The 14,840-nt window shown below is 35.5% G+C and carries 14 protein-coding genes; 9 read left to right on the top strand and 5 right to left on the bottom strand.

Annotated elements, in window-relative coordinates:
* Window positions 1-71: 71 nt before the first annotated feature.
* From AC1Q8L_RS08145 to AC1Q8L_RS08120, 6 genes are all read left to right on the top strand, one after another.
* Window positions 72-2,012, top strand: a complete 1,941-nt coding sequence (locus AC1Q8L_RS08145) for a BglG family transcription antiterminator (protein ID WP_000169801.1) — start codon at window positions 72-74, stop codon at window positions 2,010-2,012.
* Between the two features lie 110 nt (window positions 2,013-2,122).
* Window positions 2,123-2,443: a PTS lactose/cellobiose transporter subunit IIA gene (locus AC1Q8L_RS08140; protein ID WP_000774623.1), complete on the top strand. Its 321-nt coding sequence runs from the start codon at window positions 2,123-2,125 to the stop codon at window positions 2,441-2,443.
* A 1-nt stretch (window position 2,444) separates the two neighbouring features.
* Window positions 2,445-2,750, top strand: coding sequence for a PTS sugar transporter subunit IIB (locus AC1Q8L_RS08135; protein ID WP_000275643.1), 306 nt, complete (start codon window positions 2,445-2,447; stop codon window positions 2,748-2,750).
* Between the two features lie 83 nt (window positions 2,751-2,833).
* Window positions 2,834-4,144 (top strand): PTS sugar transporter subunit IIC, encoded by a 1,311-nt coding sequence (locus tag AC1Q8L_RS08130; RefSeq protein WP_001013060.1) that lies wholly within the window; start codon window positions 2,834-2,836, stop codon window positions 4,142-4,144.
* Window positions 4,120-4,398 carry a hypothetical protein gene (locus tag AC1Q8L_RS08125; RefSeq protein ID WP_086387970.1) on the top strand — a complete coding sequence of 93 codons (279 nt, stop codon included), beginning with the start codon at window positions 4,120-4,122 and terminating at the stop codon, window positions 4,396-4,398. Before AC1Q8L_RS08130 ends, AC1Q8L_RS08125 begins: the two co-directional genes overlap by 25 nt.
* Window positions 4,388-5,473 (top strand): DUF871 domain-containing protein, encoded by a 1,086-nt coding sequence (locus AC1Q8L_RS08120; RefSeq protein ID WP_086387969.1) that lies wholly within the window; start codon window positions 4,388-4,390, stop codon window positions 5,471-5,473. Before AC1Q8L_RS08125 ends, AC1Q8L_RS08120 begins: the two co-directional genes overlap by 11 nt.
* A 274-nt stretch (window positions 5,474-5,747) precedes the next feature.
* Here AC1Q8L_RS08120 and entC read toward each other — a convergent pair whose 3' ends face one another.
* The 4 genes from entC to AC1Q8L_RS08100 form a co-directional block, all read right to left on the bottom strand.
* Window positions 5,748-7,100, bottom strand: coding sequence for a cell wall-binding protein EntC (gene entC, locus AC1Q8L_RS08115; RefSeq protein ID WP_492339422.1), 1,353 nt, complete (start codon window positions 7,098-7,100; stop codon window positions 5,748-5,750).
* 457 nt (window positions 7,101-7,557) lie between these two features.
* Window positions 7,558-8,709 (bottom strand): ABC transporter permease, encoded by a 1,152-nt coding sequence (locus tag AC1Q8L_RS08110; protein ID WP_417894932.1) that lies wholly within the window; start codon window positions 8,707-8,709, stop codon window positions 7,558-7,560.
* A 26-nt stretch (window positions 8,710-8,735) separates the two neighbouring features.
* Window positions 8,736-9,410: an ABC transporter ATP-binding protein gene (locus tag AC1Q8L_RS08105; RefSeq protein WP_000609100.1), complete on the bottom strand. Its 675-nt coding sequence runs from the start codon at window positions 9,408-9,410 to the stop codon at window positions 8,736-8,738.
* A complete protein-coding gene (locus tag AC1Q8L_RS08100) occupies window positions 9,407-10,510 on the bottom strand; it encodes an efflux RND transporter periplasmic adaptor subunit (RefSeq protein ID WP_000728805.1) in 1,104 nt (367 codons plus the stop codon). The genes AC1Q8L_RS08105 and AC1Q8L_RS08100 overlap by 4 nt, the downstream gene beginning before the upstream one ends.
* A gap of 211 nt (window positions 10,511-10,721) precedes the next feature.
* On the opposite strand from AC1Q8L_RS08100, the gene AC1Q8L_RS08095 reads away from it, so the two are divergent.
* From AC1Q8L_RS08095 to AC1Q8L_RS08085, 3 genes are all read left to right on the top strand, one after another.
* On the top strand, window positions 10,722-11,456 hold the full coding sequence (locus tag AC1Q8L_RS08095) for a YwaF family protein (protein WP_000388713.1): 735 nt from the start codon (window positions 10,722-10,724) through the stop codon (window positions 11,454-11,456).
* Between the two features lie 88 nt (window positions 11,457-11,544).
* Window positions 11,545-12,411, top strand: coding sequence for an ABC transporter permease subunit (locus tag AC1Q8L_RS08090; RefSeq protein ID WP_000239699.1), 867 nt, complete (start codon window positions 11,545-11,547; stop codon window positions 12,409-12,411).
* Window position 12,412: 1 nt separating this feature from the next.
* The gene (locus AC1Q8L_RS08085) at window positions 12,413-13,417 is read left to right on the top strand and encodes an ABC transporter permease (RefSeq protein ID WP_086387966.1); all 1,005 of its coding nucleotides are present in this window, start codon (window positions 12,413-12,415) and stop codon (window positions 13,415-13,417) included.
* A 47-nt stretch (window positions 13,418-13,464) separates the two neighbouring features.
* On the opposite strand, the gene brnQ2 is transcribed toward AC1Q8L_RS08085, so the two are convergent.
* The gene (gene brnQ2, locus AC1Q8L_RS08080; protein ID WP_025118500.1) at window positions 13,465-14,781 is read right to left on the bottom strand and encodes a branched-chain amino acid transport system II carrier protein BrnQ2; all 1,317 of its coding nucleotides are present in this window, start codon (window positions 14,779-14,781) and stop codon (window positions 13,465-13,467) included.
* Window positions 14,782-14,840 lie beyond the last annotated feature (59 nt).

Below are 14,840 nucleotides of genomic sequence, written 5' to 3'. Positions count from 1 at the left end.
ATATAAAGGGGAAAAACTACTGATTTCAGCAGCTTTTCCCCATTTATATATAAAGAGCGAGAGGAAGAGCTATGACAAAGGTGCATCAGCGATTAATTTCTATTTTAGAGGAGTTTTTAGAAGAGAAATCGATGTTAAATCGAGCTTTTTTAGCGGGCCGTTTACATGTATCGACGAAGACGATTCAAAAGGATATAAAATTATTAAATGATATATTGGAAGAAAACGGAGCGAAAATCGAATCGCAAAGAGGGACTGGGTACGAATTAGAAATTATACAAATGAAGAAATTTGAAGAATTTTGTGTGAGTCTATTTCAAAAACAGACGGAAAAGATTCCAACTTCTTATGAAGAAAGAATAGCTTACATTCTGCAGCGTGTTTTAACGACAGAGGGATATGTGAAGCTTTCAGAATTAGCGGAAGAGATTTATGTGAGCAAATCAACGGTCAATTTAATTATGAAAGATGTTACAGATATATGTAGTCGCTATAAATTACAAATTGAGAAGAGACCGTATTATGGTATACGTATTGTTGGAGAGGAATTTAATATTCGTTCTTGTTTATCACAATATGGTTTACCGCGTTATGACCATACTCCGTTTCATGAGCAATTTGAGCAGACGGAGACGTATTTATCGCTACCTCATATATCACTCATTCGTTCAATTATATTAAAGTATATTGAAGGCGGAACAATATATTTATCTGATATAGAAATTGATAATTTAGTCATTCATATTGCAATCGCATTAAAGCGTTGTCAAAGTCAACATTATATGAAAGGACTGCATGCGGAGCAATCAGAACTTATAATAAAGAAAGAATATACAATTGCGAAGCAGATTTTAGGAGATTTAGAGAAAGAGTTAAAATTTTCATTTCCAGAAGAAGAAGTATTATATGTGACGATGCATTTATTAAGTACTGCTGTTACAACGAGAGATCGCTATGAAAATGTAGAAGAGCTATTAGGGAAAGATATATATGCATTTATGCAACATATTCTTTTTAAAGTAGCGGAAGAACGGAATCTTATTTTTTATTATGACGAAGAATTATTATTTGGATTTGGTATTCATTTAAAAACGTTATTAAATCGTTTGAAGTATAAGTTAAATACGAGAAATCCTCTTTTGGCAGAAGTGAAAAAGAATTATCCGTATGCTTTTGAAATTGCGGTTCTTGTTGGAGATATCATTGGTGAATATACGGGTGAATCGATCCCTGAAAGTGAAATTGGCTATATTGCAATTCACTTCGGCGGAGCGATGAGCCGTTTGCAGGAGCAAAATCAAAAGAAAAGATGCTTATTAGTTTGTGCGACTGGTCAAGGAAGTGCACAGCTATTAAAATATAAAATTTTATCACAGTTCCGAGATAAATTAGAGATTGTAGGTATTACAGGCTATTATCAATTGAAAGTAGAAGATCTTTATAAAGAAAAAATAGATTGTATTATTAGTACGATTCATATACCGAGTGGCTTGCCTGTTCCAGTTATAAAAGTGAATTCAATATTTGATGATAAAGAGATTAAATCGATTGGTCAGCGGTTGTTTACGCATGTAAATAATAGTGTGCGGCAATATATTAAGGAAGATTTAATCTTTTTAAATCATAGTGCTTCTACGAAAGAGGATGTTATTCAGTTTTTATGTGAGAAAGCTGCTGAGAAACATTATGTACAAGAAAACTTTTATGCTTCTGTTATGGAAAGAGAAAATACGTCTCCGACAGCGGTTGGGAATTCAGTTGCAATCCCGCATCCGATGCAGTTATTAAGTGAGGAAACTTTTTTGATGTTTTGCACACTTGAAAAAGCTGTTGATTGGGGAGATAAAAAAGTACAAGTAATTATTTTATTTAGTGTAAAGCGCAATAATAATGAAGATTTGCAAAGGCTTTATGATTTTTTATATGATATTATGTCTAGTCAAACTACGATAGAGAAACTTACTCAGACCGAGGTAATTGAAGATTTTCAAGAGATTTTATTATCATTTTGAAAAAGTATATAAAAACTTCCGTTACATAACGGAAGTTTTTTATGTTTAATTGTATGCGTTTTCATAATAAGATAAAAATATAGAAAACATATAGCTTGGGGGAATTTAAAATGGCTGATATGCAAACTCCATTTGCGTTAATTTTACATGGTGGCAATGCGAGAAGCGCGGCGCTTGAAGCAATTGCTTTTGCAAGACAAGGAGATTTTGAGAATGCCGGTGAAAAGATGAAACTTGCTAGTGAGGAAATTTCAGCAGCGCATCGTATTCAAACGGATTTAATTCAAGAAGAGGCAAGAGGAAATCATGCAGAAATCAGTTTACTGTTAGTGCACGCACAAGACCATTTAATGAATGCAATTACAGTGAAAGAACTAGCTGAAGAATTTATTACTCTTCATAAACGAGTGGAAGAGAAAGTGACAGTATAAGATGTATATTTTATTATGTTGTGCAGCAGGTATGTCAACGAGTATGGTCGTAAGAAAAATGCAAGAAGAGGCAAAGAAACAGGGGAAGAATTATAAAATTAAGGCGGTTGATTCAGAACTTGTGAAACTTGAAATTAAGGAAGCTGATGTCGTTTTAATTGGTCCACAAGTGAAATATTTATTTCCAGCTGTAGAGTTTCTTGCAAACTCATACAACATACCAGTTGCAATTATAGACCAACGAGATTATGGCATGTGTGATGGTTTGAAGGTGCTTAAGCAAGCAGAACAATTAGTTTTAACATAATTATATCTTTTTAAATATAAACATTATAATGTTATAAAGTTTATTTCATTCTTTTATAGTAGAGAGAAAGAGGAGGGCTATTGATGAATGGGTTTATGAGTTTTATGGAACAAAAGATTATGCCAACAACGCAAAAGATTGCAGGACAACGACATTTATTGGCAATTCGAAATGGGGTTATTTCTACATTACCGTTAACGATCGTCGGGTCATTTTTCGTTATCTTTTTAAATTTACCAATTGATGCATATATGGAATGGATTGCACCGTTTCGCCATATTTTAGATATTCCATTCCGATTTACAGTAGGACTAATGGCCTTATACGCAGCGTTTGGTGTAGGGGCTTCGCTCGCGAACTTTTATCAGCTCAATCAATTAAGTGCAGGGCTACTATCTGTACTCGCCTTTTTACTAGCATCAGTTGAACCAATTCAAATTACGAAAGCTGTACCAGGTGTTATTGATGCAGGTCGATATATTTCAGTAGGAACATTAAGTGCAACGTCTTTATTCGGCGCAATTGTTACAGCATTAATTGCAGTAGAAATTTATCATTTTATGATTAAGCATAATATTTCAATAAAATTACCAGACAGTGTACCACCAGCAGTTTCAAATTCGTTTGCAGCATTAATTCCAACATTAGTCGTTATTCTTTTATTCTGGGGCATTCGCTACGGTTTGAAATTCGATGTAAATACAACAATTACATACTTAATCGCACCATTAAAATCAGTACTAGTAGGAAATAACTTATTCGGTGGTTTATTAACAGTATTCTTAATCGTGTTCTTCTGGTCATTTGGTATACATGGACCGGCGATTTTAGGACCAATCATTCGTCCGATGTGGGATTCAGCAATTCTTGAAAATATGGAAGTGTTCACGGCTACAGGAAATGCACATCAGTTACCAAACTTATTTACAGAGCAATTCATTCAATGGTTCGTATGGATTGGCGGATCAGGCTCAACGTTAGCTTTAGTAATTATGTTTATGTTCTCTAAATCTAAGTTCCTAAAAGAGTTAGGTAGATTATCATTCGTACCAGGTTTATTCAATATTAACGAGCCAATTATTTTCGGAGCTCCGATTGTAATGAACCCAATCTTAATTATTCCGTTCGTTATTACACCGCTAGTGACAACGACAGTATCATATTTCGCAGTTGTTTCAGGTATGATTCCGCTGATGATGGCGAAACTGCCATTTACGATGTTAGCACCAATTGCAGCGGTAATTAGTACGGACTGGACAATTATGGCTGGTGTACTTGTACTTGTTAACTTTGTTATCTCGTTCGTTATTTACTATCCATTCTTCAAAATGTATGAGAAACAACAATTAGCAGGAGAGGAGAAAACAGAATGCTCGGAGCAATTATCATCTTAATTACATTCGTGGTTGGACAGTGTATTGCGCATTATTCAAAATGGGTACAAAGTAAATCTTTATTAGTTTTACTATTCGTATCAATTTTATTTATCGGTTGTTCAATGGGTGCTTATGTAATGTTAGGATTACAATCACCATACGTAATTATTGTACCGACAATTTTATGTGCAACGTGTTTATCTGCAAAATATAGATTTACGAGCATGGCATTAATACAACGTGTGAAGGAGATGCAAAAGCATGGAGCGTAAATTAGGAATTTCACTTTATCCAGAACATTCAACGAAAGAAAAAGATATGGCTTATATTTCCGCAGCGGCACGACACGGTTTTTCAAGAATATTTACATGTCTTTTATCTGTAAATCGTCCGAAAGAAGAAATTGTAGCTGAATTTAAAGAAATTATTAATCATGCAAAAGATCATAATATGGAAGTTATTTTAGATGTAGCTCCGGCGGTATTTGATCAACTTGGTATTAGTTATAGCGATCTATCATTTTTCGCAGAGTTAGGCGCAGACGGTATTCGTTTAGATGTAGGTTTTGACGGATTAACGGAAGCGAAAATGACGAATAATCCGTACGGTTTAAAAATTGAGTTAAATGTAAGTAACGATATTGCGTACTTAGAGAATATTCTTTCGCATCAAGCGAATAAATCAGCTTTAATTGGTTGCCATAACTTTTATCCGCAAAAATTCACTGGTCTTCCGTATGATTATTTCATTCGCTGTAGTGAACGCTTTAAAAAGCATGGTATTCGTAGTGCAGCCTTTATTACATCACATGCCGCAAACATCGGTCCATGGGATATTAACGACGGATTATGTACGTTAGAAGAGCATCGTAATTTACCAATTGAAGTACAAGCGAAGCATTTATGGGCAACAGGGCTAATCGATGATGTCATTATCGGAAATGCTTATGCGAGTGAGGAAGAGTTAGAGAAACTAGGAAACTTAAATCGCTACATGTTACAGCTAAAAGTGCACTTTGTAGACGAAGTGACTGAAGTAGAGAAGAGAGCTACGCTGCAAGAATTACACGTAAGACGCGGCGACATAACAGAGTATATGGTACGTTCTACAGAAGTACGTAAAAAGTACAAAGACTATGACTTCCCAGTGCGTGAAAGTGTGCTACAGGAAAGAGGGCAAGTTGTAATTGGTAATAACTCATTCGGAAAGTATAAAGGTGAACTGCAAATCATTCTAAAAGAAATGCCGATAGATGAACGGAAAAATATTGTCGGTACAATTGCGGAAGAGGAGTTGTTCTTACTAGATTATGTAGGGGCTTGGACGCAGTTTACTTGTGTGGAATAGGGAAGATAGGGGGCGTTCCAAATTTTGGACCGCCTTTTTAATATTAAAGTACTTTTAACGTCAAAATTTGTCGGTAAATCGATATCTCTTGTCGAATCGTTGATATATTATAAGTTACGATAGATATATTCGAAAAATCGTTGATATATTGTAGGTTACGATAGATATATTTGAAAAATCGTTGATATAATTTCATTTACTATGTCATTTTTCAGTAGTTTAATAGAGTAAAAAAAGAGCCAGCCTCAACGATGAGACTGACTCTTTTTTATAACTAGTTTAATACTTTAACTGTAACTGTTTTACGTCCCCAGCTACTTGATGTGCCTTTATCTGGCATTAAAACGTCGATTTTATTACCTTTAATAGCTCCACCAGTATCACCAGCGATTGCTACTCCGTAACCTTCAACCCATACTTTTGAACCTAATGGAATGACACTTGGATCAACTGCAATTAGTTTCATGTTTGGATTAGCTGTTAAGTTGTGGCCTAAAGCTGATTTTACTTGGTCGCCTGCTTTATAACCATTTTCAAGTGGATCTGCTGTATAAGCTGTTGCTACAACACGTAACTCACGAGAAGATGATGGTGCACTTGTTTCAGTTTCTTTTGCAGCAGGTTGTTGTGTAGCTGGTTTTTGAGCTTTAGCTGCTTCTTGAGCTTTAGCCGCTTCACGAGCTTCAGCTGCTTCTTGAGCCTTAGCCGCTTGAGCTTCAGCATCTGCTTGAGCTTTAGTCGCTTCACGAGCTTTAGCTGCTTCTTGAGCCTTAGCCGCTGCTTGAGCTTCAGCATCTGCTTGAGCTTTAGCTGCTTCACGAGCTTTAGCCGCCTCTTGAGCTTTAGCTTCTGCTTGAGCTTCAGCATCTGCCTGAGCTTTAGCCGCTTCTTGAGCTTTAACTTCTGCTTGAGCTTCAGCTGCTTCGCGAGCTTTAGTTGCTTCCACTGCTTTAGCTTTTGCTTGAGTTTCAGCTACTTCCTGAGCTTTAACAGCTTCACGAACTTTAGCTGTATCTTGAACTGTAGTTGTTTTTTCAGCTTTAACTACTGGTTGAACTTTAATTGGTGCTTTACCTGTTAAGTAAGGAACATGAACATAAGCTGTTTTTCCGTTATATTCAAATTGAATCCAATCATTTTGTACTTGGTGTGTTGTTTCGATTATATCATCTTTTTTCAACTTACCAAGAATCTCTGAGTCTGTGTTTGCACCAGCACGTACGTTTAATACGTTTGCTGTTACGTAGTAAGTGTCTTTTGTATAGTCAGCGTTTATGAAAGCTTCTTTACCGCTATTCAATTGAACTTTTGACCAACCATTTTCTGTATGTAAAACATTTACTTTATATCCATCTAATAATTTTCCTACAACTTTTGATTCAGTAGTTGGGTTTTCTCGTACGTTTAGTACGTCAGTCGTTACGATCGTTTCTGCTTTAGCAGATGTTGTGAAAATCCCAAGACCAAAAACCGCTGCTGTTGCTATACCCATAAATTTTTTCATAATAGCCTCCATTGCATTTGTTTTCGTTGACCTCATTATAGCAACCATTATTTTCTTATTTGCGAAAAACATATAATTACAAAGCTTTCGTAACGGGTCATTAATATTCTGTAACAATTCCATAAATATCCTGATAGCGCTTCCTTGTTGTTTTTTGGCGTATTAGGGCATGTAAAACACAAAATGAGTAGTATTTCAATTACTGTAACATTAATAATGTTACAGTAATGTTTCTTGCGGATATCTATAGTGTTACGAAAACAGCTTATTTTACTGTTTAAATGAAAAAATAGTTATGGGATAATAACCTTTTTAGATGTGAAAAGATATAAATGAGGTGAAATTTAATGAAATATCGATATAATTGTTACAAAATCAGTCGAAGCATGGAAAAAATTACGCCTTGATTTTCGTCTGTTACATAGTATTTTTGCAATAATAGGATTAGATAATAGCCTTAGTACCTATAAATAATGAAGAGTATTAGAATGATAGTTGTAACGTGAAACATATATAATAGAAGAAACTCGATTTAATAGGTAAATAAAAAACGTAGGAGTGTAAACTCCTACGTTTTTGTTTATTCATATCGTAAACATTCAATTGGATCAAGTTTTGCAGCTTTGTTAGCTGGTAATAGTCCGAATGCAATACCGATTAGCATTGAAATACCTACTGCAAGAAGTCCAAGTTCTTTTGAGACAACGAGTGGCCATCCAGCAAAGATTGAGACGATCCAAGCGAAGAAAATACCGAGCATGAATCCGATGAAACCACCAAGTCCTGTTAAAATACAAGATTCGATTAAGAATTGTGTTAATACTTTACCACGTGTTGCACCAAGTGCTTTACGAATACCAATCTCGCGCGTACGTTCTGTTACAGATACAAGCATAATGTTCATTACACCGATACCACCAACAAGTAAGGAGATAGCAGCAATACCACCGAATACCATTTTCATCATACCGATTGATTCGTCTAGTTGTTTCGTAAATTCACCTAAATCTTGTGCTTCGAATTTGTGCTCAAATTTAGGAGCTTTCATTTCGTTTAAGACAGAAACAGCTTGTTTTTCTACACTTTTACGTTCTGTCGGAGAGGTCATTGTTAATCTTACAGAGTCATACTCATTTACTCCTGAAATGACAGGCGCGTTTTCAAGTGACGTATAACCTTCAGGCATAGGCATTCCGAAGTCGTTTTTCGTTTCGTATACACCGACTATTTTATAAGGCTTTCCTTTTATATCTGTGTATTGGTTTGATTCCCAACCACTAAATAATTTGTTGAAAGCTTCTCCATTTAATATAACAGCAGGGATTGCTTGGTTTAGTTCACTGTCATTTAATTCACGACCGTGAACTAATTTTATTTTCGAATCTTTCATAAAGGCGCCTGTTCCACCTTTTAAATCAAGATTTACATCTTTTGAACCAGCAGCTGCTTTTACTTTCATACTTACGTCTGGATATACATCTTTAACGCCTGGTACAGTTTGCAGACGGTTTAGCATATCAGGTGTGATTTTGGCACTATCTGTTCCGTAATCAGGGTTGTTGTAGTAAATCGTTACTTCATTATCTTTTCCTTGGCCTAATTCTTTTTTAAACTTTGCGTTTGTACCATCACCCATTGAGATGATAGTAATAATGGCACTAATACCGATAATAATACCTAACATTGTTAAGATAGAACGCATCTTATGAGCAAAGATAGAGGAAAGGGCCATGCGTATATTTTCACTCGTATTCAAAATTAACCCCTCCAATCTTGGACGATATTTCCGTCACGAATTACAATTTGACGTGCTGCAGCTTCCCCGATTTCACGATCATGGGTAATCATAATAATTGTTGAGCCTTGTTTATTTAATTCGTAAAAGAGGTCCATAATTTGTGTGCTTGTTTTCGTATCAAGTGCTCCCGTCGGTTCATCGGCTAAAATGAATTTTGGGTTATTTACGATTGCACGTGCAACAGCGACACGCTGCTTTTGCCCACCGGACAATTCGTTCGGTAAGTGAGTAGCGCGATCAGCTAAGCCTACTTTTGTTAAAGCAGCTAACGAGCGCTCACGTCTTTCTTTTTTATCGACTCCAGCGTAAATAAGAGGTAGCTCTACATTTTGAAGTGCTGTAAGTCTAGGTAATAACATGAAGTTTTGGAATACGAATCCGATTTCTTTATTACGTACGTGTGCAAGTTCTGTTTCAGACATGTTTGAAATGTTTTGACCAGCTAGTTCGTACGTACCTGTCGTCGGTTTATCTAAGCAACCGATAATGTTCATTAATGTTGATTTACCAGAACCAGAAGGTCCCATAATTGAAGTGAATTCTCCTTGGTTCAGTGTTACATCAATTCCGTGTAATATTTGAACGGACTCTGCACCATTTTGGAAGGATTTCGTGATGCCTTTTAAGTTAATCACTGGGCGACAACCTCCATACCATCTTTTAAGTCTTTTTCAGGCTTAGAGATAATTTCCTCTCCTTTTTTCACTCCAGAAACTTTTGCTTCGCTATCAGTCTCGAATTCAACAGTAACTGCTTGTTCTTTCGCTTTACCGTCTTTTACAACGAAGACAACATTTTTGTCACCTTTTTTCACGATACTGCTTTTCGGAATAATTGTACCAGTTGCTTCGCCAGATTTACTTGTTACGTAAACGTGGAAGCCGTTTTGTAGTTCGTCACTATTATCTAATGTGACAGTGAATTGGTAATTAGAAACAGTTTTATTTTCATCCATGCTCTTTAAAGGTGTAGAACCGATTTCTGTTACTTTTCCTGTCCAAGTCTTACCAGCGACAGTTTTTGAGGAAACCGTTACTTCTTGCCCAACTTTCATACTAGCAAGCTCATATTCAGAAAGTTGACCTTTTACTTTAAATTGACCAGCGTGACGAAGAGTAATTCCGCTCATACCTGTTTTTTCGTCAGCAGTTTTTACGATATCATCAATTACGCCATCAGCAGGACTTGTTACAGAAAGATTGTTTGCTTTCTCTTTTGCTACTTTAATCATTTCATCAGCTTTTTCAACTTCAAACTTTTTCATTTCAATTTGTGATTCTAATTGCCCAACTTCGGCTTCTGATGCTTTTAATGCTTCAGCAGGAAGGCCTGCATTTTTATCTTTTTGTAATTTTTGTTTCGCTGCATCAATTTGTTTTTGGAGCAACGTTACTTCTTTTTGTGCGATTTTCTTTTGCATTTCTGCTTCTGTTACACCTTGTTTCGCAGTCGGATCATTGTATTTAAATAGAAGCTGACCCTTTTTCACTTCATCGCCTTTTTTCACAGCTAATTCATATGTTCCTTTTGTTGGATCGAATGAAATAGTTTCAATTCCGTTTGGAATAACTTCGCCACCAAATTTTTGCGCGTTTTGGATTTGTTTTTCAGTTACTTTATATCCGCTATATGCCATCGCTACATCTGAACCGCCCCCAGCAAATGCAAAGTATGATCCAGCTGCAATTCCGATTGCTACTACACTAGTAATTAACACTTTATTTTTCTTCTTCATCTATTTATCACCTTTTCGTTCGTTTTAGTATCTACATTAAGTATAGAAGAGGTGAAGAATCTGACAAATCGTTTTAGCTTACAATAACCTTACAGTTTTGTAAGGTATGAATATGTAAATGTAAGGTAGAGCTTGTCCAAGTGTAAGCAAATGAATTGACTCGTCGTTTCTTTCTTACAATAATATTGTATGAAGGAGAGGAGGAAGGAAGATGGAAGCTTATTTTAGTGCGCATCCATTAAAATCGTTTATTCCATACTCAAGGCAACATGCCATTATATTATTTATTATGTTGGTGGGGATATTTTTTCTGTATCAATACCAAGATGTATTACGTCAAAGTGAGTGGAATATAACGGTTCGATATGCAATTGCATTTTTATTTATAGGTAGTGAAATTGGGCTTCATATGTGGGAGTGGAAAGCGGGGATTTTTGAGCTAGCTACTTCATTACCGTTTGAATTATGTACGATTAGTTTATTATTAGCGTCGATTATGATCGTAACGAAAAGTTACCGCATATATGAGATTGTATTTTTCACGGGAATTATTGGTGCATCACAAGCTATTTTAACGCCAAACTTGCAGTATGCTTTTCCGCATTTTCGTTTCATTGAATATTTTATTGCGCATATATTGCTCATTTGGGCACCACTCTTTATGACTTGGGTGGAAGGATATCGTCCGACAGTACAATCTATTAAACGCACAATGATATTTTTAAACATATTGATTCCAATTGTTTCGTTTGTAAATTACAAAACAGGTGGTAATTATATGTTTTTAGCTCATAAGCCAGAAACAGCTTCATTACTTGATATGTTAGGGCCGCATCCTTACTATATTATTTCATTAGAAATAGCTGCGCTTATTGGATGTTTGGTTTTGTATATGCCGTTTGCGAAAAGAGAAAGGCATGCGCATAAGGAATCACTAGGATCATAGCCTAGTGATTTTTCGCTCTTAAAATATTTACAATTCAGAAAATTAAGAATAAAATTAAGGGGTAAATTATAGAGAGAGAAGGGCGAAAATGGTCAAAAAAGTATTTTTGAATGGAATGGAAGTGACGATTCAATTTCTTATTTCGATTTTGGGGATTATTATGTTAGGGGCTCTGCCGAAATTGTTTTATGGATTTAAGCTGGATGTATCAAAGTACATACAGAGTTTAAAAGAAGTGTTTGTGAACTTAATGGATATTTCCAATTTGCAATATGTGAGAGGTAAATTTTTATTTCCGCAGTTGTTCGTCCATTATAAAGAAACGATTATTATTTTTTTAGCTGCTTTTTTTATTTCATTATTTGTAGCATTTTGTATTGTTTATGTAATTATGAGTAGTTCACCGCGTATACAACATCGAATTAAATCATTTCTTATCTTCCTAGAATCCATTCCAGATATCCTTCTTATTTTAGTATCACAAATTTTAGTTGTATGGTTTTTTAAACAAACAGGTTTTTTACCTTTTCAAATTGCTTCAATTGGAGGCGAGTCGATTAGGGGGTTGCCAATATTGTGTTTGAGCATCCCGACTACGATTATGTTTGTAAAAATGGTCGTGCTTCGTTTTGAAAATGAACTAGAAAAAGATTATGTACTATTTGCTAAGGCGAAAGGGCTGGGGCGCTTTCATATTTTAAATCGTCATATTTTACGAAATGTGTTGCTTAGTACATTATTCTTTGCGAAAACGAATATCTTTTTTATGTTATCTAATTTATATATTATAGAATGGATTTTTAATACGGGTGGTATTTTTATGTTTTTGAAATCGTATTTCGGTATTAGAGTTGAGGTTTTCATAGTGAGTGTACTGCTTATATATATTCCGATTTTTATTTTATTTAAATTGTTTCATTATCTCATTCCGGCTGCGATGAAGGAGAGATTATAATATGTGGACGTATATAAAACGTGATAAAAGATTTTGGATAAGCATTGGTTTTCTTCTCCTATTAGTTCTTTTGAGCATCGGAAATACGTTATGGAATGATGGACATATTAGACAAGTTACATTGCAATATGATGCGGATGAAAATCCACAAGTGCCACCGTTTCCACCTTCATTACAATTTTTACTCGGGACAGACCGGAAAGGGTATGACCTGTTACATTTAGTCATTGAGGGCGCGAAGTGGACGATTGGTATATCTATTTTAATTGCGGCACTTAGAATGGTAATAGGTGTATTTTTCGGTGTCGTACTCGGAACGTACATAAAAAGAGGATTTTCAAAAATTGAGGCTTTTTTTGATAGTTTTACAGTTATTCCGACAGTTATGATTGCGTATTTTTTTCTTCAATCTGCAAATGCATTTGGAAGCGGAGAGGAGACAACAACCTTTTTTGAAAGGGCTTCGTTTCAAGTGGTATTACTTGTACTGCTTGTAATGCCAGTTATTGCACTGTATGTTGCGAAGGAAGTTCGTAAATTGCGAACGGAAGAATTTGTTGATGTCGCGCGCATATTAGGTGGATCGAGAAGACATATTGTTATAAAACATATTTTTCCGCATCTCTATATGCCGTTTATACTCGTATTTCTTCAGCAGTTTACGCAGACTCTTACTATTTTACTGCACTTAGGATTACTTGAAGTGTTCTTTGGTGGGACTGTAATGTTTGGTGGACAAATAAAAGAGGTGGAATCTTATACGCATGAATGGTCAGGTTTAATTGGAGTATACTTTAGGTCATTAACAGTGAATCCGTGGATCCCTCTCGTTCCGATTACATTTTTTGGACTTACTATTTTTTCAGGAAATATGATTGTAAAAAGTATCGAAGAGGCGATGATGAAAGTAAGGTTAGGAGGAGAGCTAAAGAAGGATGTTGTAGAAGAGGAACAATCTGTTGTGCAGTCGAAAGAAGAGTTATTTACTTTTAAGCATACGATGTGAAAATAAAGAAAAGAAGCAAGCATGTATTTCATGCTTGCTTCTTTTCTTTATTTTGTAGAGACTTCGCCTTCCGCTTCTGTTTGCGGAATAAAGTATCCGATTATACCACCGATTATTGCTGGAATGATCCAGCCAATTCCTAGGTTATAAAAAGGAATTGTGTGTACGATATTAGCGATAAAACTTGGTATCAATTCCACATTATCAAGTGCATGAATACAGCTAATAATGAATGCTGCGAGCATTGCTCCGATGTAGACAGAAGGTTTACGTTTCGTATATTTATCAATAAATGATACGAAAATTAAAATGATTGTAATTGGATACAAAATGATTAATACAGGTAATGTGATTTTAATTAATAAGCTTAATCCTAAGTTTGAAATCACGAAGCTAAAAATACAAACGTATAGTACGAGCTTCTTATATGAAACGTTTGTTAGTACTGTTGCGAAATAGTTGGCGAACGCACTTACAACGCCGATTGCTGTTGTTAAACAAGCGAAGATAATGGCGATACTTAATAAAACATTACCGCTTGTCCCAAAGAATTGATACATAACAGTAGCTAATAGCTGCCCACCGTTTTCGAATTGTCCTAAGTTTCCGTTTGAAGCTCCAATATAACCGAGTAAGAAGTAAACAATTGTTAAGAATAGAGCAGCGATACTTCCGCAAATGATTGTATATTTTGCGATAGATTTCTTCTCTTGTATACCATTTTGACGAATTGCATTTACAACAATTGTTGATAGTACGAGAGCCCCAATTGCATCTAACGTTAAAAATCCTTCAAGAAATCCTTTGAAAAACGGGATGTCTTTATAGTCACCGATAGGCTCTGCAAACGTTCCTGGTGAAAGAATCGCTTTTGTTGCCATAATTGCAATAATTACAAGTAAAATTGGCGTTAATATTTTACCGATATGATCTACTAGCTTGGATGGATTTAATGATAAGAAGTAAACGACTGTGAAGAAAATCGCACTAAAAACTAACATAGAATACCATTGATCTGGGAAAAGTGGTGCAATCCCGATTTCATAAGATACAGATCCAGTTCGTGGAATAACAAATAGTGGGCCGATTGAAAGATAAATAATGATAGCGAATACTGCTGCGAATTTTGGATGAACACGGCTCGCTAAAGTGTTAAAACTACCACCAGCAAGGGCAACAGCAACGATAGCAAGTAAAGATAAACCGACGTCTGTAATAATAAACCCTGTAATGGAAACCCACATATTTTCTCCGGAAGAAAGACCAAGAAGGGGCGGGAAAATCATATTACCAGCACCGAAGAAAACTGCGAATAGTAATAAACTAATCGAAAGTATTTGCGCTGGTTTTAAAGTTGTATGCATATAAAGAAAATCCTCCTAATGAGTGTTTTTGTCGAAAATTCAAATAATTTGTCGAGTAA

The sequence above is a fragment of the Bacillus sp. GW823-FHT06A11 genome, assembly GCF_058795355.1.
The sequence above is the reverse complement of the archived record's forward strand: the minus strand, read 5'-3'. Positions and strand labels throughout refer to the sequence as shown.

What these genes read in the sequence shown, in the direction of transcription:
- AC1Q8L_RS08145 (WP_000169801.1), top strand. Translation starts at nt 72, where the DNA reads ATGACAAAGGTGCATCAGCGATTAATTTCTATTTTAGAGGAGTTTTTA.
- AC1Q8L_RS08140 (WP_000774623.1), top strand. Translation starts at nt 2,123, where the DNA reads ATGGCTGATATGCAAACTCCATTTGCGTTAATTTTACATGGTGGCAAT.
- AC1Q8L_RS08135 (WP_000275643.1), top strand. Translation starts at nt 2,445, where the DNA reads ATGTATATTTTATTATGTTGTGCAGCAGGTATGTCAACGAGTATGGTC.
- AC1Q8L_RS08130 (WP_001013060.1), top strand. Translation starts at nt 2,834, where the DNA reads ATGAATGGGTTTATGAGTTTTATGGAACAAAAGATTATGCCAACAACG.
- AC1Q8L_RS08125 (WP_086387970.1), top strand. Translation starts at nt 4,120, where the DNA reads ATGCTCGGAGCAATTATCATCTTAATTACATTCGTGGTTGGACAGTGT.
- AC1Q8L_RS08120 (WP_086387969.1), top strand. Translation starts at nt 4,388, where the DNA reads ATGGAGCGTAAATTAGGAATTTCACTTTATCCAGAACATTCAACGAAA.
- entC (WP_492339422.1), bottom strand. Translation starts at nt 7,100, where the DNA reads ATGGAATTGTTACAGAATATTAATGACCCGTTACGAAAGCTTTGTAAT.
- AC1Q8L_RS08110 (WP_417894932.1), bottom strand. Translation starts at nt 8,709, where the DNA reads ATGGCCCTTTCCTCTATCTTTGCTCATAAGATGCGTTCTATCTTAACA.
- AC1Q8L_RS08100 (WP_000728805.1), bottom strand. Translation starts at nt 10,510, where the DNA reads ATGAAGAAGAAAAATAAAGTGTTAATTACTAGTGTAGTAGCAATCGGA.
- AC1Q8L_RS08095 (WP_000388713.1), top strand. Translation starts at nt 10,722, where the DNA reads ATGGAAGCTTATTTTAGTGCGCATCCATTAAAATCGTTTATTCCATAC.
- AC1Q8L_RS08090 (WP_000239699.1), top strand. Translation starts at nt 11,545, where the DNA reads ATGGTCAAAAAAGTATTTTTGAATGGAATGGAAGTGACGATTCAATTT.
- AC1Q8L_RS08085 (WP_086387966.1), top strand. Translation starts at nt 12,413, where the DNA reads ATGTGGACGTATATAAAACGTGATAAAAGATTTTGGATAAGCATTGGT.
- brnQ2 (WP_025118500.1), bottom strand. Translation starts at nt 14,781, where the DNA reads ATGCATACAACTTTAAAACCAGCGCAAATACTTTCGATTAGTTTATTA.